This window comes from Micromonospora sp. ABR4_055, from assembly GCF_056160425.1.
Window position 1 is genome coordinate 1 of the sequence record NZ_JBSWXD010000096.1, and the last position, 24828, is coordinate 24828.

The window sequence follows — 24828 nt, forward strand, 5'->3', positions numbered from 1 at the left end:
TCGACGTCCAGGAACCCGGAGTGCTCACCGGCTGGCGGCTACCTACCCACCAGGAGTTTGCCGGATGGCTCACTCCCAGAACTCATTAGGAAACCGTATCTTGACGTCCTCTGCGGCGAACCGCCTCGATCGGGCGGTGCGACTCTTCGAGTTCCTGGCGCGGGCACAGCAGTCGGTCGTCTCGGCGCCCCGCACGGTCGACAGTTACGAGGAGGTCGCCTGGACGCGGAGAATGCCACGACACTCCGCCGTGCACTTCGCGCACTGGGGCGCGACGCCGGAGCCGGGCGACGAGGTCGGGCACATCGACCGGATCGATCTGGTCCGACCGCCCGCCGTCGGCGAGGCGCTGCGCCGCTGGTTGACCGCAGGCATCGACGATCCACAGATCACCCCGCAGCTCAAGGTGGAAGTTCCGGATCCGGACGGGGAGCCGGACGTCGACGGCAACCCTGCGGTGTTTCGTCTGGCTGAGCACCCCGACATCGAGGACGCCTACCGGGCCTGGCTGATCCGCTGGGAGACTTGGGCGGAGCGGGAACGCGTCGATCAGCCGGTGCGTGAGGCGTACGGCACGCTCTTCTCGATGCAAGCGGCGGCGGCGAGTAATCCCGAAGAGAAGGAGTTGGTCCTCGCCGTCGGATGCCTCACCTGGAAGCCAGCCGACCATCCGGCCGTACGGCGACACCTGCTCACCGTACCGGTCACGATCGACCTCGACCCGGTAACCGGCACACTGCACGTCAACGCCGCCGAATCGGCCGACCCGCTGCGCCTCGAACTCGACATGCTGGATTCGCACCTGACGCGGTCGCGGCACATCGGCGAGGTCCGGGAAACCGCACGGACCTTCGCCGACCATCCGCTGAACGTGGCGACGATCGGCGAGCTGTTGCAACGCGTGGCGCACAGCCTCGACCCGGACGGCGGCTACCTCGAGACGGAACTGCCCGGCAGCGGCGGTCCCGCGCGGCCCGAGGTGACCCTGGCGCCCGCGATCGTCCTGCGTCGGCGCAGCCACGGGCTGGTCGAGGTGCTGGAGCGCATCCGCAAGCAGTTGATCGACGCGGCTTTCGTGCCGGAGGGGATCCTGCCGCTGGTGGATCCGGATCACCGTCCGGTGACCGTGACCGACCCGACGCCCGGCGCGGTGGTCGCCGTCGACGACGAGTTCTACCTGCCGCTGCCGGTGAACGACAAGCAACTGAAGATCCTTCAGCAGGTGGATCGGCACGCGCAGACCCTGGTGCAGGGCCCGCCCGGCACGGGCAAGACACACACCGCCGCCGCGTTGCTCAGCCATCTGCTCGCCCAGGGCAAGCGGGTCCTGGTCACCGCGCAGACCGATCGTGCGCTCAAGGAGGTGCGCACAAAGCTCCCGGAGGCGATCCGGCCGCTGTCGGTCGCGGTCGTCGGCGCGTCCAGGGAGGACATGGCGGACCTGAAGGTCGCGGTCAACACGATCTCGCAGCATGCCATCGACTTCGACGCCGACGAGTCCGACCTGACCATCACCCGGCACCTCGACGCGATCGACCAACTCCGGCGTCAGCGTGCCCAACTGCACGAACGGCTGGTCGACGTGCGGGCCGCCGAAGTCGTCCGGCACGAACGGGGACCGTACCGGGGCACGCTGGCCGCGATCGCCGAGGCGCACCGCCACGCCGGAGAACGGTACGGGTGGATTCATCCGTGGGCACCGGCAGCACCCGGTGACGAGCCCCCGCTGACCCGAACCGAGATCATTGAGTGGTTGCGGCTGCTGCGCGACCAGCAGTTGATCGCGGACGAAGCGTCGTCGCGGGCCACGCTGGCCGACCCCGCGCGGCTGGCCCCGCCAGCGGACTTCGCCGCTGCCGTCACCGCCGAACAACAGGCCCGCGCCGCCCACGACGCGCGGCACGACAGCCGGCAACATCCGGCGTACGCGGTGGTCAGAGCGCTGCCTCCGGCGGCCCGGACCGCGCTGCAGCAGGATCTGCACCGCCTCGCCGACACCGCCGACGACCTGGCGCGACGACGCGAACCGTGGATGGCCGACGCGTTGGCCGACGTGACCTGCGGCCGGGGACAGCTGTGGCACAACCGGGCCGCGCAACTGCGGCAACTGGTGGCACAGGCCGAACCGCAGGTGCGTTACCTCGGCATCACCGACGTGCAGGTCACCGGCGTGCAGGCCGGCGGCGTGCCCCAGGCCGGGCCGGACGTCGCCCAACTCGTGTCGCTCGCCAACCACCTGCGCGAGCACCTGGCGGCCGGCGGCAGGGTCAAGCTCGCAGCCGACGGCACGCCGGTGCTGAACCTGCTCGCCGCCAAGCCGGTCAAGGCGGCTCGGGAGCTGTTCAGCCGGGTCCGCGTGGACGGTCGCCCGCCGACCACGGTCGAGGCCGTCAACGCGTTCCTCGCCTGGGCACAGGCCACCCGGCTGCTGACCGCTGCCGACCGCGCCTGGCCGGCCACCGTCGTCGTCCCGCCCGAGGACACCTTCCAGGAACGGCTGACCTGGCACCAGACCGAGCTGAGCCAACTGCAGCGGGTTCTCGCGCTCGGCGCCGGGCTGACCGACCAGGAGCACCGGCTGGCGGCCGCACAGCTACCCCGCCCACAGTGGTCGGATCTTTCGGCAGTACGGGCCTACGCCGCGTTGGTGGACTCGGCCGCCGCCGCCGACCACCTGGCGCGGACCCGGACCGCCGTGAACGCCATCGGGGAGCCGGTCGTCGCGCTGAGCCATCAGCCGACCGCCGCTGCACCGCTGCGCGAGCTGGTGGAGGCGGTCGCCGCCCGGGACGTGGGCAGGTACGCCGCCGCTGTCGCTCGGCTCACGCGACTGACCCAGGTGCGTGAACTCGTCGACCGTCGGGACGCGCTCGGTTCCCGGCTGCGGGCGGTGGCGCCCCGCCTGCACGACGCCGTCGTCACCGACTGCGCCGATGACAGATGGGACGAGCGCCTCGACGGCTGGGACGACGCCTGGGCCTGGGCGGTCGTCGGCGCGTGGCTCGCCGACCGGCAGATCACCGATCTCAACCGGCTGCAGGCCGAGATCGGTGAGCTCGAGGGCCGGATCCGGGGCCACGTCGAGGAGCTGGCCGCCGCCCGCGCCTGGCGACATGCCGCCTCGCCGGACCGGATCAGCGGCTCCGCCCGGGCCAACCTGCAGCAGTACGGCCAACTCGTGCGAGGGCTCGGCAAGGGCACCGGCAAGTACGCCCATCAGCGTCGCGCCGAGATCCGCCAGGCCATGGACCGCTGCCGCCCGTCGGTACCGGTCTGGATCATGCCGATCTACCGGATCGCGGAACAGCTGCAGGTGCAGCCGGACATGTTCGACGTCGTCGTCGTGGACGAGGCATCACAGGCGGGGCTGGCCGCGACGTTCCTGCAGTACCTGGCGCCGAAGATCGTGGTGATCGGCGACGACAAGCAGGTCTCACCGAGCGGGGTCGGCGTCGACCAGCAACATCTGCGCGACCTCGCGGACCAGTACCTCGGCGACGACCCGTACCGGGCGTCGTGGCAGGACCCGAAGCGAAGCCTGTTCGACGAGGCCAAGATGCGGTTTAGCGGCCTGATTCCGTTGACCGAACACCGCCGCTGCGTTCCGGAGATCATCAACTTCTCCAACCGGATCGCGTACGAGCCGGAGAACATCCGGCTGATCCCCGTCCGTCAGTACGGGGCCGACCGCCTCGAACCGATCCGGCCGGTGCACGTCGGGAACGGTTATGTCAGCGGCACCAGCAACAAGGTCAACCCGCCGGAGGCCGAGGCGGTCGTCGCGCAGATCGTGGCCTGTGCGCAGGACCCCCGCTACGACGGTCTGACCTTCGGCGTGATCTCGCTGCAGGGAGTCCATCAGGCCAAGCGGATTGAACGGCTGCTGCTGGAACAGCTCGATCCGGCGGAATGGGAGCGCCGGGAGCTGCGGTGCGGCGACTCCGCCGATTTCCAGGGATCCGAACGCGACGTCGTGTTCCTCAGCATGGTCGCGGCGATGGAGGACGGCGTACGGATCGGTGCCGCCATAGCCGAGATGTACGTGCAGCGCTACAACGTCGCCGCCTCCCGCGCCAAGGACCAGATGTGGGTCTTCCACTCGGTCCGACTCAGCGACCTCGGCAATCCCGAGGACATGCGTTACCAGCTGCTCGACTACTGCTACGGCGTGACCGCCCGCCCGAGCGAGCACGACGGCACCCGACTGCCGACCGAGGTGCCCGAGGACCGCCGGGTCGCACCCTTCGACTCACTGTTCGAGCAGCGTGTCTACAACCGGCTCGTCGCCGCCGGCTTCACCGTCGTGCCGCAGTTCGAGGCGATCGGCTATCTCATCGACCTGGTGGTGATAGGTCCGAACGGACGGCTCGCGGTCGAGTGCGACGGCGACGCCTGGCACGGGCCCGACCGCTACGAGGCCGACATGGCCCGGCAGCGGGAACTGGAGCGCTGCGGCTGGGAGTTCTTCCGTATCCCGCAGTCGTCGTTCGTCGTCGATGAAGCGGCGGTGTTGCAGGATCTGCGGGCGGCGCTGGACCGGCGGGGTATCCGCCCGTCCGGCTGGGCAGCGGCAGCCGAACCGGCGCGCGAACCAGTCAGCCAGGCGGAACCAGTCAGCCAGGCGGAACCAGTCAGCCAGGCGGAACCAGTCAGTCCGGTGGAACCCGTCGAGCAGGTGGAGCCGGTCGGTCCGGTGGAACCCGCCGAGCGGGATTCGGACCCGGCGCCTGGGCTCAAGCCGTACGAGATCTTCCAGGGCGACGCCCCGCGCGCCGAGACTCCGCCGCCGCCCGGGATGCAGGAGGCCATTCTCGCCATCGTCGCCTGCGAAGGCCCGATGACCGGCGAGCGGCTGCAGACCGCGTACGTGCATGCGGCCGGTGGTAAGCGCGTCGGCCGGGCCTCGGCGAGCGCGATCAACAAGGTGGTCACCGCAGTGGTACGCAGAGGTCTGCTCGTCCGGGACAACCCCCTCGGTGAGTCCGGAGTCCAGCCGAGCACCTACCGGCTCGCCCATCAACCGCCGGCGCTGCCCCGGGCGCTCGGTCCACGCACCTTGGAGGAGGTGCCGCCCGCCGAACTCGCGCAGGTGATGGCCGGGCACGCCAGCGTCCTCGGCTGGCACCAGCCGGAGGCCGTCTACCGGGCGACCCTGCAGACCTACGGCCGTAAGGCGCTCACCGCCGCCGCCTCGGCCCGGTTGACGAAGGTTTCGCCGCTGGCCCGCGCGGTCACCCGTCGGTCGTCGGACAGCTGAGCGGCCCCGTTCGATGATCAATGAAGGTCGTGGGCGAGCCGGGCGACGGCCAGTCCGGCCGGTGACGTGGCGTCCCGCCGCCACACCAGCTCCAGATCAGGGGCGGGAAGCTCGTCGGTCAGCCGGAGCACCACCCCGTCCACTGTGGGTAACTGGGTGAGCGATCGGGGTACCAGGGCGAAACCGTCGACGTCGGCCAGCCCGATCCGGCGCCACCCCACCTGTTCGCAGTCGACCACCTCGACGACCACCCCGGCGCGGGCGCAGGCGGCCAGGATCGCCGACCGGTAGCCGGGCGTCAGTTCCTCCGGCGGCAGACTCAGCCGGCCGCCGGCCAGGTCGGCCAACCCGACCGCGTCCGACCTGACCGTCTCCGACCCGGCCGTGTCCGGCCCCACCGCGTCCGACCCGACAGCGGTACGCCCGGCCAGCGGATGTCCGGCGTCGACCACCGCTACCAGTGGCTCCCGGCGTACCGTCTGGCGGTCCAGGTCCTGGTAGCCCGGCATCCCCCGGGAAAGCACCAGGTCGAACCGGCCGGCCCGCAGCCCGGCGTCCAGCTCGGCCGGCCACGCCTCCCGCGTCCGTACGGTGATCTGCGGATGGGCGGCCCGTACCGCCGCTAGCAGGCGCGGCAGCACCTGCGACGTGGCGCTGGCGACCAACCCGATCCGCACCGTCCCGATCTGACCCTGCCCGGCGGCCCGGGCCCCCCGGACCACCGAGTCGGCGTCGTCGAGCAGCCGCCGGGCGGACGCCACGAACGCCGCCCCCGCGTCGGTCAGCCTAGTCGGCCGACGCTCGAACAGTGGTACGCCGAGCTGCCGCTCCAGGTCGCGGATCTGTCGGCTCAGCGGCGGCTGCGCCATGTGCAGTCGGCGCGCCGCGCTCTCGAAGCTGCCCTCCTCGGCGACGGCGACGACGTACCGCATGACGCGCAGCTCGACCGACATACCGGCACGGTATCCCGACATACTCAGGTGATCTTGTTGCGGGTCGTTCCCGCCGGTCAGGCTCGAATCGACCGACCACCGGAAGGGACACAGTGCACACATCTCGACTGCTCGTCGCGGCCGCCGTCGCCGCGACGTCCGGCGTACTCGCCGCTGGGCCGGCGGCACCCGCAGCTCCCGCCGCGGCCGCACCGATCGCATTTCACGCCGGCTCGGCGCAAGCGCACCAGCACCACCAGCACCACCAGCGGCCGGGCAGCTACGTGCTGGCCGGCGACGATGCCTACCCGGAAGGCATCGCCCGCGACCCGCGCGGCCCGTACTTCTACGTCAGCAGCCTCACCGACGGGCGGATCTACCGGGGCGACGTTCGCTCCCCACGTACCACCGTCTGGCTGGCCGGCGACGATGCCGACGGCCGGACCACCGCCGGCGGCATGAAGGTCGACCGGGCAGGCCGGCTGATCGTCGCCGGCGGCGGCACCGGCTACGTCTGGGTGTACGACACCCGCAGCGGCGACCTGCTGCACCGCTTCGCCACCGCCACTTCGAACTCGATGCTCAACGACGTCGCGTTGGCCGCCAACGGCGACGTCTACGTGACCGACTCGTTTCAGCCCACCCTGTACCGGATCACCGCCGGGCAGTTGCGTGGCGGCGTCGGGGCGACCGCGCCGCTGCGGCCGTTCGTCGACCTGCGGGGCACCGGCATCGACTACGACGACGGGTTCAACCTCAACGGACTGGTGGTCACCCCGGACCAGCGGTATCTGATCGTCGCGGACTACAACGACGGCGCGCTGCACCGCGTCGACCTGCGGCGGCGTACCGTCTCCGCGATCGACCTGGGCGGCGCGGCGGTGCACGGCGACGGCCTGCTGATCCGGGGCGACCTGCTGTACGCGGTCAGCAACATCGACGGGAACGGCGACACGGTCAACGTGCTGCGGCTGCACCGCCACGCCACCCGGGCCACGCTGCTGGCCCGGGTCACCGACCCCCGGCTGCACGGCCCGTCGACGGCCGCATTCGACGGCCGCGACCTGCTGTTGGTCAACTTCCAGTACGGGGCGACCGACCCGGTGCTGCCGTACACGGTGGTCCGGATAACCGCTCGCTGGTGACCATCCGCCGCCCGGCCCCACTCCCGTACCACCCGGCGTGGGACCGGGCGGTCCGTCGGGTCCACGCACCAGGTCAATATATGCACGTCTATATATTCTGCCGGATATCGGGCGAGGCTGACTCCGCGCGTCGCTCCGCCTGATCACGAGGGCGGCTTCACGGCAGATCCGGCCCGGGAGGTAACGCGGCGGCGACCCGTTCGGCGTACCGCCGGGCCTCGACGTCGTCGGCGTAGCGCCGGCGCGGCCAGAAGAAGCCGCGCAGCCCGTCGCCCCTGGTCCGGGGCACCACGTGGGTGTGCAGGTGCGGCACCGACTGGGACACCCGGTTGTTGATCGCGACGAAGGTGCCGCCCGCGTCCAGGCCAGCCTCGACCGCCGCCGCGACCCGCTGCACCAGTGAGAAGTACCCGGCCAGATCGGCCGGCGGCAGGTCGGTCAGGGTGACCACGTGCGGGCGCGGGCTGATCAGCACGTGGCCCGGGAACACCGGCCGGGTGTCCAGGAAGGCCACCCCGGTGGGGGAGTCGGCTACCCGCCACGCGGGGGACTCCCCGGCGATGATCCGGCAGAACACGCACCCGTTCACCGGTGCAGCCTAGCCCGGCTGATGCTCGACCAGCAGGTTCCACCGCACGTCCGCGCCGGCCTCGACCCGGATGGTGACCGGACCGCCCGGGTGGTCCTGGTCGACGTTGCGGGTCATCGTCACCTCGTCGGCGGGGCACTGCAGCTCGAACCGCATCTCCGGGTCGAGGAACACCGCGAGGTCGGCCGCGCCGCTGGCGGCGGCGGCATCCCCGCGGCCGCCGCTGACGCAGTCGAGGCTGACCGACAACCGGCCGGGCGGGACCTCGACCGTGCCGACCGAGACCGGGCCGCTGGTGGCGGCCACCGAGGCGACGGGCCGGGCGTCGGCCATTGGGCCGGGCAGCGGTGCGATCGTCGGAGCGGGCGCGACCGGCGGCGGCGCCGCTGACCGCTGGTCGACCGGGTCGGCGCCGCTGGTGGCGGGCGGGCCGGTATCGGCTTCCGGCGGGTCGGCGGTGCAGGCCGCCAGGGTGCCCGCCCCGATGGCGACGACAGCGAGGACGACGCCGAGCGCCGCGCGGAGGTGACTCATAAGTACCGCTGCAGGATCTGCTTCATCTGGTCGATCTCCTCCTGCTGCGTCTCGACGATCTGTCCACACAGCTCGATGATTTCCGGGTCGGTGATGTCCGACCGCTCGCATACCAGGATCGCCCGCGAGTGGTGCGGGATCATCGACTTGAGGAACTGCCCGTTGCCGATGAAGCTCTCCTCGCCAGCTCTCCGCACCTCGTCGGGCCCGATCGCGGCGTCGCACGTGATTCGCCGCAATCTTCGCCTACCCGCCCTGACGGTGCGGCAACACCCGCGACGGCACCTGTCGCCGGACGCCGACGGTCAGCAGGTAGCCGATCATCCAGATTTCCCCGACGGTGGCCGGCGCCACGAGCAGGTCGGCGACGATCCGGGCGTCGGGCGCGAGGTAGAGCAGGAATCCGCTCGCGAGGTAGCAGATTCCGCCACCGACGAGCACCCAGCCGAGCGGTTGCGGCATCCAGCGTGACCGGAGCACACTGGTGCCCATCGGGATGAGCCAGAGCCCGAAGAACAGGTTGCCGACCCCCCACAGGTTGTCGCTGACCAGGTAGAGGGTCTGGACGGTGGTTGCGGCGTCGCCGATCGGCTCGGCCGCGACCTCGCCGGCCGTGGCGAGCATCGCCGCGCTGCCCATGATCGCCACCGCGTTGACCAGACCGAACGCGCCGATGCTGCCGGCGGCGACCGGGTCGGCGGTGCGGAAGAGGCGGTAGAACCAGACGGCGGCGAGTGCCTGGGTGACGACGACGCCCAGCTCGAGCGCGACGCCGACGCGGGCGAGCATGTCGTGCCCGACCAGGTTGCCCAGTGTCGCGGCGGGGTCGCTGGCGGCGAACAGCTGGGGTCGGACGACCAGAAAACCGAGCATGGCGGTGACGCCGAGTCCCAGATAGAACACGCCGGTCAGCCGCGCCGTGCGGACCAGATCGCTCACGAGAGATCCCCCTTCTCGTCCGCCGGGCGTCCGTAGACGCGACCGGTCGATCTTACGCTGTAAGGCAGATTAACTTACAGCGTAAGGCGGGAGCAAGCGGAGATTGCGGGGGACCGGGGCGAGCGGTCGGCACACGGGCTTGTGCCGGCTTCCTACCCTGAAGCCCGGCCATGCGACGGAGAGTGCGATGTCTCTGCTGGAACATCTGCCGACCATCCTCGCGGTGGTCGTCGGCGGGGTGCTCACCTACGTCGGCACCGGAATCACCGAGCGCAACCGGTGGCGTCGGGAACAGTCCGTGCGGTGGGACGAGCGGCGGCTCGCCGGGTACGTCGAATTCGCCGCCACCGCCAAGCAGATCGCCCTGCTCACCTCGCGGGTGCTGGCCAGCCGCGGTCTGGTCACCGCGATCAGCCCGATCGACCGCGAGGAAGGGCTGGCCCGGCTCGGACAGGCTGAGTCAGACCGGTCCGTGTGCTTCGAGTCGATCCTGCTGCTCGCCGACGGGCCGACCATCGCCGCCGCGCAGGCCCTCACGGAAACGCTGTGGCGGCTGGAGGGGTTCGCCACCGGTGAGGAACCGGTCGACGAACAGACCTGGCGCACCGGGTTCGCCGACTACCGCCGTGCCCGGGCGCAGTTCTACCAGCGGGCCCGGCTCGACATGGGGGTGCGCGCGGCGCAGATCCCGATGAACGCGATCGCCTCCCGCGACGCCCGCCCACCGGGATCGCTCGCCGCCACCGGCACCGACTGACCGCTCGGCGCCGCCGCTCAGCAGCGCAGGTCGAGCCAGACCAGCCGGTGGTCCGAGGTCGGGAACCCGCCGGGCAGCGCGGGGTCGTAGTCGCCGACCAGCCGGAACAGCGGATCCTCCGGCGTCGGCCAGAACACCCCGCTGCCCGCCGTGCGCAGTCGGCGGCTGGGCAGCAGGTAGTCGACCCGCAGATTGCCCGGCGTGCCGTCGGCGAAGTCGGCGGTGTCGTAGCGGGGGTCGCCCTCGTGGGTCAGGTTCGCCCCGCCCTGGCGCTGGCTGGCCGCCGGCCCGCCCGCGCTGGTCGGCGGCCGCCGGTCGTCGACCAGCGGATGCCCGGTGACCTGCTGGGCCGATCCCGGGATGCTGTCGCCGTCGTACGGGTCGGAGTTGAGGTCACCGGCGATGACGAACCGGGCACCCGGGCGTAGCCCGCCGCGGCGGCCCCGGTCGTCGTAGATGTAGCCGGACCGGTCCGGGGTGACGTAGTCGGCCCAGAACCGGATCTCGTCGTGGTTGCGCCGGCCGTTGCGGTCCTCCGGACCGTCGAAGACCGGCGGCGTGGGGTGGCTGGCCAGCAGATGCACGGTGCGTCGGCCGATCCGCACGGGCACATCCCAGTGGCTCTTCGACGACAGCCGTACGTCCGCGAGGGCCTCGGGGGAGTACCAGTCGGCGGGCTCCGGGGTGTCCGGGTCGTCCGGCAGCAGCGCCCCCGGCATGTCACGCCAGCGGAACGTCTGGAAGGTGCGCAGCGACCGCCGGTCGATCGGGTGGCGCGAGTAGACCGCCATGCCGTACTGGCCGGGGAACAGCCCGAAGCCGTACGCGTCATCCGGGCCGCCGACCGTACCGTCGCGGTTGAGGTCGTGCCCGGACGGTACGCCGGTGTTCGACGGGGCGCTGAACCGGTACGGGTAGTGGATCGGCCGGGCCCCGCCCTGCCCGCGGGACAGGTAGTTGCGCTGGAACAGTTCGACGGCCCGCCCCTCGGCGTCGTGGTCGAACTCGTTGATCAGGAGCACGTCGGGGCGGACCCGTTGGATCACCTCGGCGACGTTGGCGGCCTGCCGGTCGCCCAGGGTGGACAGGTCGGCCACCAGGCCGCCGTCGACGCTCCGGTTGAGCGAGGCGTTGAAGGTGGCGAACCGGACGCCGCCGCGCTCGTCGCCCTGCCTGCCGCCTGCCGTCGCTGTCCCGGGCGCCAGCCCCGCCGTCAGACCGGTGGCGATCATCGCCACCAGAGCGGTCACTGTTCGTGTCCGTACCCGCTGTGTCACCGTGCCACCCTCCGGTCGTGTGGTGACCAGTTAACCGGATCTATGTGACGGTTCGGCGAATGAACCCCGAACGTCTGGGCGTCGGCCGTCCGGGCGTACCGCGATGGTCAACTACCGCGCTACCCTGAGGGCGCGGTCGTCGATGCCCGCCGGTCCACCGTCACGGTTCCACCCACCAGTACGATGTCTCGCGGAGCGCCGAGCGCTGGTGGGCACTTCCGTTCGGACATCAGACAGGGTCGGCCGATCGGCCGGTTCAGGGGAGAGACTAGCCTCATGGGCGTGACACGCCGCGCAAAGATCGTTTGTACGCTTGGCCCCGCGACCGCGTCCCCGGAGCGTATCCGCGGGCTCGTCGAAGCGGGCATGGATGTGGCCCGGCTGAACTTCAGCCACGGCAGCCACGAGGACCACCAGCAGGTGTACCAGCTGGTCCGGGAGGCAGCCCAGGCCTCCGGCCGGGCGGTCGCCGTGCTGGCCGACCTGCAGGGCCCCAAGATCCGTCTCGGCCGGTTCGCCGACGGGCCGCACGAGTGGCGCACCGGCGACTCGGTCGTCATCACCAGCGACGACGTCCTCGGCAGCCGGGAGCGGGTCTCCTGCACCTACCGCAAACTGCCCCAGGAGGTTCGTCCCGGGGACCGGCTGCTGATCGATGACGGCAAGGTGGCCGTCGAGGTCAGTGCGGTGGACGGCAACGACATCCGGGTGCTGGTGGTCGAGGGCGGCCCGGTTTCCAACAACAAGGGCATCTCGCTGCCGAACGTCGCGGTCAGCGTGCCGGCCCTGTCGGACAAGGACACCGACGACCTGCGGTTCGCGCTCGGCCTGGGCGCCGACTTCATCGCCCTGTCGTTCGTCCGGTCGCCCGAGGACATCAAGCTGGTCCACGCGATCATGGACGAGGAGGGGGTTCGTCGACCCGTTCTGGCCAAGGTCGAGAAGCCGGAGGCGGTCACCCACCTGGAGGCGATCGTCGACGCGTTCGACGGGGTGATGGTGGCCCGGGGCGACCTCGGCGTCGAGTTGCCGCTCGACGAGGTGCCGCTGGTGCAGAAGCGCGCGGTGCAGCTGTGCCGGGAGAACGCCAAGCCGGTCATCGTCGCCACCCAGATGCTCGACTCGATGATCGAGAATTCGCGGCCGACCCGCGCGGAGGCCTCCGACGTTGCCAACGCGGTGCTCGACGGCACCGACGCGGTGATGCTCTCTGGCGAGACCAGCGTCGGCAAGTACCCGGTGCTCACGGTCAGCACCATGGCCAAGATCGTCACGACGACCGAGCACGGCTCGATCTCGGTGCCCCGGCTGCAGCACGACCCCCGTACCCACGGCGGTGCGCTCACCTCGGCCGCGTCGCAGATCGCCCGGGCGATCGGCGCCAAGGCGATGGTCGCCTTCACCCAGACCGGTGACACCGTGCGTCGGCTCTCCCGGCTGCAGTGCGAGCTGCCGCTGCTGGCTTTCACCCCGGTCGCCGAGGTGCGCGACCAGCTTGCCCTCTCCTGGGGGGTGGAGACCTTCCTGATGCCGTTCGTGCAGCACACCGACGACATGTTCCGCCAGGTCGACCAGGCACTGCTCGGCCTCGGCCGGGCCAATCCCGGCGAGTACGTGGTGATCGTCGCCGGCAGCCCGGTCGGCACCCCCGGCTCCACCAACACGCTGCGGGTGCACCAGCTCGGTAGCCTCGTCGACGCCGCGGCGGCCCGGGCGTTGCAGTGACCGGTGATCCGGTCGGCGGGCAGGCCGCCGTCGATCAACTGCTCGAGGTGCTCGACCTGAGCCGGACCGGGCCGTCGGCGTTTCGCGGGATGAGTCCCAAGGTGGGGCCGCAGCGGGTCTTCGGCGGCCAGGTCGCCGGTCAGGCGCTGGTCGCCGCCGGGCGGACCGTCGACCCGCAGCGGCTGGTGCACTCGCTGCACGGCTACTTCGTCCGCCCCGGCGACGGCGCCGAGCCGATCGACTACGAAGTGGAGAACATCCGCGACGGCCGGTCCTTCTCGGTCCGCCGTTCGGTGGCGTACCAGCACGGCAAACCGATCTTCTTCATGTCGGCGTCGTTCCACCGGCCCGAGGACGGGCTGGACCACCAGGCCCCGCAGCCACCGGACGTCCCGCCGCCGGACGCGGTGCCGACCATGGTGGAGCGGCTCGCCCGCTATCCGGAGCGGCTCGGTGTCTGGGCGGTGATCCCCCGGCCGATGGACGTGCGGTACGTCGGCGCACCGGGTCTGGTCGCCCCCGGGGACCGCCCGGCCGACCCGTACCAGCGGGTCTGGATCCGCGCCGACGGCAAGTTGCCCGACGATCCGCTGCTGCACGCCTGCGTACTCACCTACGCCTCCGACCTGACGTTGCTCGACTCGGTCCTGTCCGTGCACGGAGAGGTCTGGGGTCCGGGCGGGGTGATCGGGGCCAGCCTGGACCACGCGTTGTGGTTCCACCGGCCGTTCCGGGCCGACGAATGGTTCCTCTACGACTGCTGGAGTCCGTCGGCCGCCGGCGGGCGCGGGCTGGCCACCGGTCGGATGTTCACCCGCGACGGCCGGCACATCGCCAGCGCCGTACAGGAGGGACTGGTCCGGCGGGTCGGCTCGTGACGGGGCCGACCGCCCGGCCGGCCGCGATCAAGGTCGATGGCTGGCGTCGGTCGGCCGGTCCGATAATGGAAACAGTGCCGTAACCTGAGAGGTATGCGTCTCTCTGCCCGGGTCGACTACGCGCTGCGGGCCGCCGCCGAGCTGGCGGTCGCGGCTGCGGCGTCGGCGCGGGTCGTGTTGACCGCCGAGCAGGTCGCCCGGGCTCAGGGCATTCCGCCGAAGTTCCTCGAGGGCATCCTGCTGCAGCTGCGCCGGGCCGGCGTGGTGCAGGCCCAGCGCGGCCCGGACGGCGGCTACTGGTTGGCCCGCCCGGCCGAGCAGATCAGTCTCGCGGAGCTCATCCGGGTCATCGACGGCCCGCTCGCCCACGTGCGGGGCCGCCGGCCGGAGGAGCTCGGCTACCAGGGTGCGGCGGTCGCGCTGCAGGACGTCTGGATAGCGTTGCGGGCCAGCGAGCGGGAGATCCTCGAGTCGGTCACCGTCGCCGACGTCGCCACCGGCCGGCTTCCCGAGCGGATCCGGGATCTCGCCGCCAACCCACGCGCCTGGACCTGACCGGCCGCGACCGGCTTCGTCGATGTGGTTGACAACAGCACCGGCCGTCCGCATTCTCTGCTAAGCCGATAGGTTTGCTATCTCAAGTAGGTGTGCTGTGCGAAAGTTGCTGGTCCTCGCCCTCGTCGGACTGCTCGCCCAACTGGTGGACGGCGCGCTGGGAATGGCGTACGGCGTCACCTCGACCACGCTGCTGCTGCTCGCCGGAATCGCCCCGGCCTCGGCGAGCGCCTCGGTGCACCTGGCGGAGATCGGCACCACGCTCGCCTCCGGCACTGCGCACTGGCGGTTCGGCAACGTCGACTGGCGGGTCGTCGGCCGGATCGCCGTACCCGGGGCGGTCGGCGCCTTCGCCGGTGCCACCGTCCTCAGCTCCGTCTCCACCGAGGCCGCCGGGCCGTGGATGGCCGGCATCCTGCTGGCCCTCGGGGTGTACCTGCTGATCCGGTTCGCCCGGCCGATCCCGGCCCGGCGGGTCAGCCGACCCCTGCGCAGCCGGTTCCTCACCCCGCTCGGGCTGGCCGCCGGCTTCATCGACGCGACCGGAGGCGGCGGGTGGGGGCCGGTCGCCACCCCGTCTCTGCTGGTCTCCGGGCGGATGGAGCCGCGCAAGGTGATCGGCTCGGTGGACACCTCGGAGTTCCTCGTCGCGGCGGCGGCCAGCGCCGGCTTCCTGATCGGGCTCGGTGGCCAGGGCTTCGTCCTGCCCGTCGTCGCGGCGCTGCTCGCCGGTGGCCTGCTCGCCGCCCCGCTGGCCGCCTACCTGGTGCGGATCGTGCCGGCACAACTGCTCGGCGCCGCGGTCGGCGGTCTCATCGTGCTGACCAACGCCCGGTCGCTGATGCGCGCCGTCGACCTGCCCCAGAGCCCGAGGTTCACCGGGTACGCGGTGATCGTCGTCGGCTGGGCGCTGGCCCTCGGGCTGGCCGTCCGGGTGCTGCGCACGGCCCGTCGTGACCAGCGCCGGTCAGCGCTGGTCGGCGAGCAGCCCGGTGGCGGTGTCCGCGATCAGCTCCCAGGCGGCGGCGACGTGCCGTCGCTCGGTACGCGGCGCGCCGACCGCCAGCCGCAAGGTGAACCGGCCCGCCACCCGGGTGTGGGTCAGCAGCACCGAGCCGCTGGCGTTCACCGCAGCCAGCAGGGCGGAGTTGACCTCGTCGGGCTGGCCGCGCAACCGGAAACAGACCAGTGAGAACGGCCCCGGCGTGACGAGCTCGAACCGGTCGTCGGCGCGCACCTGGTCGGCGAACCAGGCCGCGTGCGCCACCGCCGAACGGATGTGCGCCCGCAGCCCCTGTGCGCCGTACCAGCGCAGCACGAACCACAGCTTCAAGGCCCGGAACCGGCGACCCAGCGGCACCTGCCAGTCCCGGTAGTCGATCACCGTGCCCGTGTCGCTGAGCGCGTTGCGCAGGTACTCTGGCATCACCGTCAGCGCCTCGACCAGCTCGGCCCGGTCCGCCACCCAGAATGCGTCGCAGTCGAACCCGGTCAGCAGCCACTTGTGCGGGTCGAAGCAGTACGAGTCGGCCCGATCCAGCCCGGCGTGCGTCCAGCGCAGCTCCGGGCAGACCGCTGCGGCACCGGCGTACGCGGCGTCCACGTGCAGCCACACCCCGTACTCGGCGCAGATCGCGCCGATCTGTTCGACCGGGTCGACGGCGGTGGTCGAGGTGGTGCCCACGGTCGCGACGACGATCGCCGGTCGCCGCCCGGCGGCCAGGTCGGCGTCGAGGGCGCGGCGCAACGCGTCCGGCCGCATCGCCAGCGTCACCGGATCGACGTCGACCAGCCGTACTCCCTGATCACCGACCCCGGCGATCCGGGCCGCCTTCTCGATCGACGAATGGCCCTCGGTCGAGGTGTAGACGGTGTAGCCGGCGGTGGTGCCCGCCGTGCGCCAGCTGCCGCCGCTGGCCCGGTGCAGGGCCACCAGGGTGGCCACCAGCGTCGCCGACGACGCCGAGTCCTGGATGACGCCGCCGCCGGTGGACCCCGACCGGAACCGTTGCGGCAGGTCGAGCAGCTGGGCCAGCCAGTCGAGCAGCACCGTCTCCACCTCGGTGCAGGCCGGACTGGTGGCCCAGAGCATGCCCTGGACGCCAAGGCCGGCGCTGACCAGGTCACCGAGCACGCTCGGGGCCGAGGTGTTGGCCGGGAAGTAGCCGAAGAAGCCGGGGTGCTGCCAGTGGGTGAGTCCGCCGACGACCACCCGGTCCAGGTCGGTGAGGATCCGGTCGAACGGCTCGCCGTGCTCCGGTGGCGTCACCGGCAGCGCTTGGGCGACCGTGCCGGGCGGATCCGACGGTCGCACCGGATGCTTCTCCAGCGTCTGCCAGTAGTCGGCGATCCAGTCGATCACCGCGTGCCCGGCCCGGCGGAACTCGTCCGCCGACATGTGCCCGCCGGCCGTGGTGTGCGCGCCGGCCGTGGTGCCTGCGCCCGACGTGGTGCCCGGCGCGGATGCGTCGCCTGCCATGCGGACGAGTTGATCAGGAATCGGTACGGCGGGCAAGCGCCACCATCGCCTCCGGCCCGGTGCCTGCGACGCCGGTGTCACCGGCCTCGCCGCCCGGCATCGCGCCGGCCGGGCCGGGGCCGGTGCTGGCCCGGACGGTCAACCGGGGGTCGAGCAGCGTCGCGGCCGGCACCGCGTCGCCCTGGACCTTGCGCATCAGCAGGCTGATTGCCTGCCGACCGACCTCCTCAGCCGGGATCAGCACCGAGGTCAGCGCCGGGCCGGCCCGCTCGGCGACCTCGTCCGGGCAGATCGCCACCACCGAGATGTCGTCGGGGACCCGCCGGCCCAGGGTCGGCAACGCGGCCAGCACGTGCCCGACCGCAGCCTCGTTGTGCACCACCAGCGCGGTGAGCCCCGGGTGCCGGTGCAGCAGCCCGGCCAGTTCGCGGCGTACCGCGTCGTAGTTCTCCTCGGACGGTTGGGCGACCGCGGTGACGCCGCAGCGGGCCGCCGTCTCGGTGAAGCCGGCCCGGGTCCGGTGGGCGAAGCCGGTTTCCCGTTCGTAGACCACGGCCGGGGCACCGAGCAGGGCGAGCTGCCGGTGGCCGAGCGTGACGAGATGTTCGACGCAGGCCTCGCCGGCCCGGTAGAAATCCAGGTCGACGCAGGTCAGACCGGCGGACTCGGCCGGAAAACCGATCAGCACGCTGGGCCGTTCGAGCTCACGCAGCAGCGGCACCCGTGGGTCGTGCATCTCCACGTCCATCACCACGATGCCGTCGACCATGGCGCTGACCGCGATCCGCCGCAGCCCAGCCGGCCCTTCGTCGGCGGTGACCAGCAGTACGTCGTGGTCGAACTGCCGGGCGGTGGTGACCACGCTGGTGGCAAACTGCATCAGCACCGGCAGGTGCATCCCGGAGCGCAGCGGCAGCACCAGGGCGATCACGTTCGCCCGCCGGCTGGCCAACGCCCGGGCGCCGGCATGCGGGTGGTAGCCGAGGGCGTGGATGCTGGCCAGGACGCGTTCCCGGGTGGTCGCCGAGATCGCCCGCTTGCCGCTGAGCACATAGGACACCGTGCTGACCGCGACGCCGGCGTGCCGGGCCACGTCGGCGATCGTCACCATGTCGGCCCGCTTGCCGGTCCGGTCCCGCGTCGGGTCGGGCCCGGCGCCGGTCGGCTGTGACGGAGTTGACACTAGGCTCCTCCATCCATGTCCCTCGCCGGACCGTCGGTGGCGGACCCGGCAAAACTCAGGTAGCTCACCGTAGCGCCTGCCGTACTGAAAAGCAGATACAGGTCTCGGGTTCCGCGCAGCCCGTGCAGCTCCGTCCGTACCTCTGCCCAGTCGTCGCGGCCGCCGGTCGCCGGTACCGGAAGCTTACCGGCGACCGGGCCGGCCAGCGGATCGTCCAGCCGCAGGGTGACGGTCGACCCGTCCGCCGCCCGGCCGACGGCACCGGGGTCGGCTCCAGCCCGGGGCGGCCGGTGCGCGACGCGGGCGGTGACCGCGGTAGGTCCGGAGTCGAAGTCGACGTCGGTGAACGCGATCCAACCACCGTCCTCCGCCGCGCCCACCGCGTCCCGACCGTCGGGATGATCGGCCGGGGCCGTGCCGGCGTAGTCGTCATTGTCAGCAGCCCACAACGGTCCGGCCAGCGGGTCGCGGGGCCCGATCCGTTCACCCCGTACGGTCAGGGTGGTGGTTGCCACCAGGTCGGCGCTGGACCGGCCGACCGACACGGTGTGCCGGGCGCTCTCCACCACCGGCCGGTCCCGGGTGACGTCCCAGGTCGCCAGGTCGGCGGCGGCGAGGCGGAACCGGAGCGTGGTCTGCGCCCCCGCCGCGAGGCTGATCTTGCGGAAGTCACGCAGTTGGCGCAGCGGCTGCTTGACCCGGGAGTGCCGCTGGCGGGTGTAGAGCTGCACCACCTCGGTCCCGGCCCGCGCGCCGGTGTTGCGCACCGTGACGCTGACCTCGACCGTGTCGTCGGCATCCACCTCGGTGGCCGACAACCGCAGGTCACGGTAGTCGAAGGAGGCGTAGCTCAGGCCGTGGCCGAACGGGTACAGCGGTTCCCCCCGGAAGTAGAGGTACGTCGCGTCCGAGGCGATCACGTCGTAGTCGAGCAGGTCGGGCAGGTCGGCGGTACGCCGGTACCAGGTCTGGGTCAACCGGCCGCCCGGATCGGCGTCCCCGCAGAGCACCTCGGCCAGCCCGGTGCCGTACTCCTGACCGCCGTGCGCGGACCAGACGATCGCCGGGACGTGCCGGTCGGCCCACTCCGCCGCGTACGGGTAGCTGCTGGACAGCACCAGCACGGTGCGCGGGTTCGCGTCCCGGACCGCCCGCAGCAGCGCCGCCTGGGCGGCGGGCAGCGCCAGGTCGACCCGGTCCTCGGTCTCCCGCCCGCACACCATCGGATGGTTGCCGAGCACCACCACCGCCACGTCGGCGTCGCGGGCCAGCGCCGCCGCCTCCCGGGCGCCGTCGGTGACCAGTTCGACGGAGAACGTGGCGGCGGTGTCGACGCTGGCGGCCTCGGCCCGCAGCAGCCCGTCCGGGCCGACGGTGACGTAGCGGTCCCGGGCCAGGTGGTGCAGTGCCGCACGGCCGTCGGTGGCGCGGACCAGCCGGAAGGTCTCGTTGACCACCCACCCGCCCGGACCGGACCGGTCGTTGACCAGTACCCCGTCGTCACCGGCGGCCAGGTAGCGGCCGTTGGCGACGCTGCGCAGCGCGACCACCCCGTCGCCCCAGTCGAACACGTCGAAGCAGCACTGCGGCACCGCCTCCGGCCCGGCAGCCCGCACCGGTCCGCCCACCGCCGTGCTGTCGGCCCGCAGCGGTCCACCGGCGGCCTCGCCGCTGACCCGCAGGACGGTCGCCGAGGTGCTGAGCCGCAACGCGATCCGGTCCACTCCCTCGTGGTGGGTCACGGTCGCCGCCGGCAGCCGCGCGGTCAGCCCGGCGCGGGCGGTGACCGCGTACGGCATCGATCCGGCGTACCAGTCGGTGTGGACGGTGTCGGCGAGCGGTCCGACCACCGCGACCCGCCGGATCCGGCCCGGGTCCAGCGGCAGCACCGGGTCGGATCCGGACTCGGTCGGTTCGTTACGCAGCAGCACCACCGACTCGCGTACCGCGATCCGGGCCAGGTCCTGGTGGGCCGGGCAGTTGATCACATCGATGCCGGTCTTCGCGAACGGGTTGCGTTCCGGTGGATCCAGTTCGCCGAGCCGGATCCGGACGGAGAGGGTCCGGCGGACTGCGCGGTCGACGTCCGCTTCGGTGAGCAGCCCGCGCACCACCGCCTCGGTGATCCGCGCGACGGTCGGCAGCGAGTCGGTATCGTCCTCGGTGAAGCTGTCGATCCCGGCGCGGAGCGCGGCCGCGTAGCCGGTGACGTGGTCCGGGTGGTAGCCCTGCGCGCCGGCGATGTTGGTGGCCGCCCCCGCGTCGCCGACGACCAGGACGTCGTCGTCGGTCCACCGACGCAGCTGTTCGTCGATCAGCGGGCTCAGATGTGCCGGCCGTCCGTTGACCAGGTTGTAAGAGGCCATCACCGCGACCGCGGCACCGGCGGCGATCGGGGCGCGAAACGCCGGCAGCTCGTACTCGTGCATCACCCGGGGCGGCAGGTTGCTGCTGGTGGTGGCCCGGTCTGTCTCGTTGTTGTAACCGAGGAAGTGCTTCAGGGTCGGCGCGGTCCGCAGGTAGTAGGGATGGTCACCGCGCAGCCCGCTGGCGTACCCGGTGGCCAGCACCCCGGTCAGCCAGGGGTCTTCGGCGTAGCCCTCCTCGTTGCGGCCCCACCGTGGATCGCGCAGCGGGTTGACCACCGGCGCCCACACGTTCAGTCCGACGCTGGCGGGATCCTTGTGGTGGAACGCGCGTACCTCGTCGCCGACCGCTTCGCCGATTCGCCGCAGCAGGTCCGGATCCCAGCTGGAGCCCAGCCCGAGCGCCTGCGGGAAGACGGTCGCCGGGCCGAGCCACGCCACCCCGTGCAGCGCCTCGGTCCCGGTGCGGAAGGCGGGCAGGCCGAGTCGGGGGACCGGGGGCTGATGCTGGTGCAGCAGGGCGATCTTCTCGTCGAGGGTGAGCCGGCGGAGCAGGTCGGTGACCCGGGCGGCCACCGGCTGGTCGGGGTCGCGGAACGTGCTGTCGCTCATAACGTGGATCGCCTTCCGGGATCGGCAAGGGCACCCGTGTGGGTTGCGGCTGCGGTGCGGGCAGCGCAGCGGTCACCGGATCACGGGCAGGCGTCGGTACGCGGTGGAGGCTGGCCGTCAGCCCGGGAAGCGCTGGCTCGAAGCGCTTCGACGACCATCCCGAAAACGCTCCACTGTCGACACGATTTCAGTCGTGTTAACCGTGGAGCCCTTTGAGGTTGACATCCATCAGTACGGACGGTCAAGGGGCTGGCCGCCACAAATTGACGTCAGACGCCGGCGCGGTCAGCCGGCCGGACGGATCGGCATCAGGCCGTTGTCGATCGCGGCGATCGCCCGGGCCGCGCCGCCGATCGCCGCCGCTCCGCCGGCCAGGTCGGAGGCTGCCAGCCGGGTGCCACCGGCGGCCGGAGCCACCGTACGGTCGGCGAGCTGCTGCCGGGCCGCCGGCAGCAGCCACTGGGCGAGCGGAACGTAGTAGCCGCCGAGCAGTACCACCTCGGGGTTGATCAGGTTGGCCAGGATGGACACTCCGGTGCCCAGGTGCCGGCCGACCTCGTCGAGCGCGTCGAGCGCCGCCGGATCACCGGCGCGCGCCGCCGCCTGTACCCGGTCGATCTCCGGCGCGAAGTCGGTGACCGGCCCGTCGGTCTCGGCGTCCGGCAGCACCCGGCGGATCAGCGCCGGTACGGCGGCCAGCGCCTCCAGGCAGCCGTTCGCGCCGCAGCGGCACGGCGGACCCTGGGGATCCAGCTGGATGTGCCCGATCTCGCCGGTGAACCCCCGCGCGCCGTGCAGCAGCCGCCCGTCCACCACCAACCCCGCGCCGATGCCGGCACCGCCGGTCAGGTGCACCAGGTTCGCCGTGCCGGCGTACGGCCCGTGCCGGTGCTCGGCGAGCGCGGCCAGTTGTGCGTCGTTGTCCACCACGACCTCGTACACCGGCCCGCGCAGCGCCCGGACCAGATCGGCGTGCAGGTCGACGTCGTGCCAGCCCAGCTCGGGGGAGAGGCTGACCCGGCCCTGCTGGTCGACCAGGCCGGGCACCCCGACGGTGAGCCCGAGCACCTGTCGCCCCTGCCGGGTCACCCGGGCCGCCGCCCGGCCGGCCAGTGCGGCCACCGTGCTGGCCGCCTTGCCCGGGGTGGCGGCCAGCCCGGTGAAGGCGCGTCGCCAGGACAGCAGCTCACCGCCGGCCAGGTCGAGCGCGACCGCGGTCAGGTGGTCGGCGCTGATCTCGATGCCGATCGCGGCGTACGCGTCGCCGTCGACGACCAGCATGGTGGCTGGGCGTCCGATGCGGTGTTCGGTGAGGCCGGTCTCCCGGAGCAGCCGGCGGTCGATCAGGTCGCCGACCAGGCTGGAGACCGTGGCCTTGTTGAGCCCGGTGGCACCGGCGATGTCCGCCCGGGAGCAGGGCGCGTTGGCCCGGACGTAGCGCAGCACGACCGCGAGGTTGGTGGCGCGTACGTCGGTCAGGTCCGCTGGCTGCGGGCCGCTCCGCATGGTGATCACGTTACGCCCCGGGTCCCGGCCGGGTGGCTCGGGCCGGCCCCCCGGCGGGACGGCGTGTCGCGGCGGTCACCGCGGGGTGGGCAGCCACCGGCGGTTCGCGTCATGTCGGCCTCCCTTGTGGCACCTGTCACCGTCGGCTACTTTGTTTAGTCAGCAGCCGAACTAACTCTAGCGTGCGAACCGTACCCCCACACCCCCATTTCGAGCTGGTTCGTCCCACCGTCGCCGGGATGCCTGGCTCGCCGATATGAAGGGAGCGCGCCGTGGATCGATCCCTCGCGGGCGCGGCCACCAACCGACGTCGATTCCTGGGCCTGGTCGGCCTGGGCGCCACCGCGATGGCCGGTGGCGGTTTTCTCTCCGGCTGCAGCCGGCCGGCCGGCACCCAGGGCGCGGCGACCGACGTCGACGCGGTCAGCGCGGTTCTGCCCAGATACCAGCCGGTCGAGCTGATCACCCCGGACATCGCCGGGGTACGCCCGATCGCCGACGGCTACCTGACGTACCCGACCGACCTGGTCAGGGCGGTCACCGAGACGCCCGGCAGCAGCGGTGAGCCGCTCACCGCGATGACGCCCTGGTGGGGGCCGACCCCGCCCGGCATCGACCGCAACGCCTACCTGCAGGCGGTCAACGAGCGGCTCGGCGTGCCGATCGACTTCAGCGTCCAGGACGGCAACACCTACGCCGACAAGCTGAGCGCCATCCTCGGTGCCCGCGACGTGCCGGACCTGCTCTGCGCCCCGAACTGGGAGATTGACAAGATCCCGCGGTTCTCCGACGCGGTCTCGGCGCTGTTCGAGGACCTGACCGACCACCTGGCCGGTGACGCCGCGCTGGCCTACCCGCACCTGGCCAGCTTCCCGACCGGGGCCTGGCAGTACGCGGTCTGGGGCGGCCGGCTGGCCGCCGTCCCGTGGCCGACCGACGGCCCGTTCCCGTACGCGCTGTTCTACCGCAAGGACCTCACCGACGCCGCCGGCGTGCAGGCCCCGAAGAACATTGAGGAGCTGCACGAGTTCGGCAAGGCGATGACCGATCCGGCCAACGGCGTCTGGGCCTTCGGCTCGATCTTCAACATGGTGCAGATGTTCTACGGTGTGCCCGGCTCGCAGGGCGGCTGGCGGCGCACCGACGGCGGCGGCCTGGAATTCAAGTACGAGACCGAGGAGTACCGCGAGGCCCTGGAGTTCACCACCAGACTGTTCGCCGAAGGGCTGGTGCATCCGGACATCGTGGAGAGCAAGGGCGCCGCCGACGCCAAGCAGCTGTTCAACAGCGGCAAGATGGTCTGCTACGAGGACGGCGTCGGCGCCTGGCGCGGCATGTACTCGGAGCAGCGGCAGATCACCCCGACGTTCGACATGCGGCCGGTGCCGATCTTCTCCGCCGACGGGCAGAGCACCCCGGTCGCCTGGGGCGAGGAAAAGCCGATCTTCTACACGTTCATCAAGAAAGGGCTGGGCAAGGAGCGCGTCGAGGAGATCCTGCGGGTGCTCGACTGGTGCGCCGCGCCGCTCGGCACCGAGGAGTACCACCTGCGCCAGTACGGCGTCGCCGACCAGCACCACACGGTCAGCGCCGACGGCAGCCCGGAGCTGACCGAGCTGGGCCGGCAGGAGATCGCCGACCAGTACACCTTCATCGTCGGGCGTTACCCGACCATCGTGCAGACCGCCGACGTCCCCGGCTTCGTCGAGGCCCTGCTGGGCTACTCCAACGAGACGGTGAAGTACCTGGAGCCGAACCCGTGGGCCGGGATCAAGTTCGAGCTGCCGGCCAACCTGTCGCGGGTGCAGCAGCCGACCGAGGACAAGATCCTCGACGTGCTGCGCGGCCGCCGGCCGACCAGCGACCTCGAGCAGATCACGCAGGAGTGGCGCAGCGGCGGCGGTGACGAGGGGCGCGACTTCTTCCTCAAGGCGCTCGAAGACAACAATCGATGAGGTCCACCGACACCCCGGTGGCCGCCGGGTTCCGGGGCAAACAGAAACGGAGAAAACCAAGCAAAGGCCCCCCTCGGGACCAGCTCCGCCCGAGATCGGCCCCCCTTGTTTTGGTCTCCTCCTCCCCCCCCCCTTCTCT

General features: G+C 71.8%; 17 protein-coding genes and 1 pseudogene. 8 read left to right on the forward strand and 10 right to left on the reverse strand.

Features of this window, described 5'->3' with window-relative positions:
- Positions 1 to 136 precede the first annotated feature (136 nt).
- The gene (locus tag ACXAHD_RS20845) at positions 137 to 5257 is read left to right on the forward strand and encodes an AAA domain-containing protein (RefSeq protein ID WP_475052614.1); all 5121 of its coding nucleotides are present in this window, start codon (positions 137 to 139) and stop codon (positions 5255 to 5257) included.
- A gap of 17 nt (positions 5258 to 5274) precedes the next feature.
- On the opposite strand, the gene ACXAHD_RS20850 is transcribed toward ACXAHD_RS20845, so the two are convergent.
- Positions 5275 to 6210, reverse strand: a complete 936-nt coding sequence (locus tag ACXAHD_RS20850; RefSeq protein ID WP_475052617.1) for a LysR family transcriptional regulator — start codon at positions 6208 to 6210, stop codon at positions 5275 to 5277.
- Positions 6211 to 6302: 92 nt separating this feature from the next.
- Between ACXAHD_RS20850 and ACXAHD_RS20855 the strand changes: the two genes are divergently transcribed.
- Positions 6303 to 7334, forward strand: coding sequence for an SMP-30/gluconolactonase/LRE family protein (locus tag ACXAHD_RS20855; protein WP_281550500.1), 1032 nt, complete (start codon positions 6303 to 6305; stop codon positions 7332 to 7334).
- Positions 7335 to 7491: 157 nt separating this feature from the next.
- Here ACXAHD_RS20855 and ACXAHD_RS20860 read toward each other — a convergent pair whose 3' ends face one another.
- From ACXAHD_RS20860 to ACXAHD_RS20875, 4 genes are read right to left on the reverse strand one after another with little or no spacing between them, the layout of a single operon-like run.
- Complete coding sequence (locus tag ACXAHD_RS20860; RefSeq protein ID WP_281550499.1) at positions 7492 to 7923, reverse strand: HIT family protein; 432 nt, start codon at positions 7921 to 7923, stop codon at positions 7492 to 7494.
- A 9-nt stretch (positions 7924 to 7932) separates the two neighbouring features.
- Positions 7933 to 8457, reverse strand: coding sequence for a hypothetical protein (locus tag ACXAHD_RS20865; RefSeq protein ID WP_281550498.1), 525 nt, complete (start codon positions 8455 to 8457; stop codon positions 7933 to 7935).
- On the reverse strand, positions 8454 to 8696 hold the full coding sequence (locus tag ACXAHD_RS20870; protein ID WP_281550497.1) for a DUF305 domain-containing protein: 243 nt from the start codon (positions 8694 to 8696) through the stop codon (positions 8454 to 8456). Before ACXAHD_RS20870 ends, ACXAHD_RS20865 begins: the two co-directional genes overlap by 4 nt.
- 7 nt (positions 8697 to 8703) lie before the next feature.
- The gene (locus ACXAHD_RS20875) at positions 8704 to 9396 is read right to left on the reverse strand and encodes a DUF4386 domain-containing protein (protein WP_281550496.1); all 693 of its coding nucleotides are present in this window, start codon (positions 9394 to 9396) and stop codon (positions 8704 to 8706) included.
- A 187-nt stretch (positions 9397 to 9583) separates the two neighbouring features.
- Here ACXAHD_RS20875 and ACXAHD_RS20880 point away from each other — a divergent pair, with 187 nt between their 5' ends.
- A complete protein-coding gene (locus ACXAHD_RS20880; RefSeq protein WP_281550495.1) occupies positions 9584 to 10153 on the forward strand; it encodes a hypothetical protein in 570 nt (189 codons plus the stop codon).
- Positions 10154 to 10170: 17 nt separating this feature from the next.
- On the opposite strand, the gene ACXAHD_RS20885 is transcribed toward ACXAHD_RS20880, so the two are convergent.
- A complete protein-coding gene (locus ACXAHD_RS20885; protein ID WP_281550494.1) occupies positions 10171 to 11403 on the reverse strand; it encodes an endonuclease/exonuclease/phosphatase family protein in 1233 nt (410 codons plus the stop codon).
- Between the two features lie 303 nt (positions 11404 to 11706).
- Here ACXAHD_RS20885 and pyk point away from each other — a divergent pair, with 303 nt between their 5' ends.
- The 4 genes from pyk (at position 11707) to ACXAHD_RS20905 (ending at position 15780) form a co-directional block, all read left to right on the forward strand.
- Positions 11707 to 13155, forward strand: a complete 1449-nt coding sequence (pyk, locus tag ACXAHD_RS20890) for a pyruvate kinase (RefSeq protein WP_281550493.1) — start codon at positions 11707 to 11709, stop codon at positions 13153 to 13155.
- On the forward strand, positions 13152 to 14033 hold the full coding sequence (locus ACXAHD_RS20895) for an acyl-CoA thioesterase (RefSeq protein ID WP_281550492.1): 882 nt from the start codon (positions 13152 to 13154) through the stop codon (positions 14031 to 14033). Before pyk ends, ACXAHD_RS20895 begins: the two co-directional genes overlap by 4 nt.
- Positions 14034 to 14126: 93 nt before the next feature.
- Positions 14127 to 14588: an RrF2 family transcriptional regulator gene (locus ACXAHD_RS20900; RefSeq protein WP_281550491.1), complete on the forward strand. Its 462-nt coding sequence runs from the start codon at positions 14127 to 14129 to the stop codon at positions 14586 to 14588.
- A 97-nt stretch (positions 14589 to 14685) separates the two neighbouring features.
- Complete coding sequence (locus ACXAHD_RS20905) at positions 14686 to 15780, forward strand: sulfite exporter TauE/SafE family protein (RefSeq protein ID WP_281567313.1); 1095 nt, start codon at positions 14686 to 14688, stop codon at positions 15778 to 15780.
- A 36-nt stretch (positions 15781 to 15816) separates the two neighbouring features.
- On the opposite strand, the pseudogene ACXAHD_RS20910 reads toward ACXAHD_RS20905, so the two are convergent.
- From ACXAHD_RS20910 to ACXAHD_RS20925, 4 genes and pseudogenes are all read right to left on the reverse strand, one after another.
- A pseudogene (locus tag ACXAHD_RS20910) lies at positions 15817 to 17067 on the reverse strand (pyridoxal phosphate-dependent decarboxylase family protein); the annotation flags it as partial.
- A gap of 13 nt (positions 17068 to 17080) precedes the next feature.
- Entirely contained in the window at positions 17081 to 18250 is a 1170-nt protein-coding gene (locus tag ACXAHD_RS20915) for a LacI family DNA-binding transcriptional regulator (protein WP_281550489.1), read from the reverse strand.
- Positions 18250 to 21228 (reverse strand): glycoside hydrolase family 3 C-terminal domain-containing protein, encoded by a 2979-nt coding sequence (locus ACXAHD_RS20920; RefSeq protein ID WP_475052624.1) that lies wholly within the window; start codon positions 21226 to 21228, stop codon positions 18250 to 18252. The genes ACXAHD_RS20915 and ACXAHD_RS20920 overlap by 1 nt, the downstream gene beginning before the upstream one ends.
- Positions 21229 to 21513: 285 nt before the next feature.
- Complete coding sequence (locus ACXAHD_RS20925; RefSeq protein WP_281550487.1) at positions 21514 to 22734, reverse strand: ROK family transcriptional regulator; 1221 nt, start codon at positions 22732 to 22734, stop codon at positions 21514 to 21516.
- A 272-nt stretch (positions 22735 to 23006) separates the two neighbouring features.
- On the opposite strand from ACXAHD_RS20925, the gene ACXAHD_RS20930 reads away from it, so the two are divergent.
- On the forward strand, positions 23007 to 24689 hold the full coding sequence (locus ACXAHD_RS20930) for an extracellular solute-binding protein (protein WP_475052626.1): 1683 nt from the start codon (positions 23007 to 23009) through the stop codon (positions 24687 to 24689).
- Positions 24690 to 24828 lie beyond the last annotated feature (139 nt).

Excerpts from the sequence above, each read along its gene's own strand:
- ACXAHD_RS20850 (WP_475052617.1), bottom strand. The coding sequence starts at position 6,210 with ATGTCGGTCGAGCTGCGCGTCATGCGGTACGTCGTCGCCGTCGCCGAG.
- ACXAHD_RS20865 (WP_281550498.1), bottom strand. The coding sequence starts at position 8,457 with ATGAGTCACCTCCGCGCGGCGCTCGGCGTCGTCCTCGCTGTCGTCGCC.
- ACXAHD_RS20880 (WP_281550495.1), top strand. The coding sequence starts at position 9,584 with ATGTCTCTGCTGGAACATCTGCCGACCATCCTCGCGGTGGTCGTCGGC.
- pyk (WP_281550493.1), top strand. The coding sequence starts at position 11,707 with ATGGGCGTGACACGCCGCGCAAAGATCGTTTGTACGCTTGGCCCCGCG.
- ACXAHD_RS20900 (WP_281550491.1), top strand. The coding sequence starts at position 14,127 with ATGCGTCTCTCTGCCCGGGTCGACTACGCGCTGCGGGCCGCCGCCGAG.
- ACXAHD_RS20920 (WP_475052624.1), bottom strand. The coding sequence starts at position 21,228 with ATGAGCGACAGCACGTTCCGCGACCCCGACCAGCCGGTGGCCGCCCGG.
- ACXAHD_RS20925 (WP_281550487.1), bottom strand. The coding sequence starts at position 22,734 with ATGCGGAGCGGCCCGCAGCCAGCGGACCTGACCGACGTACGCGCCACC.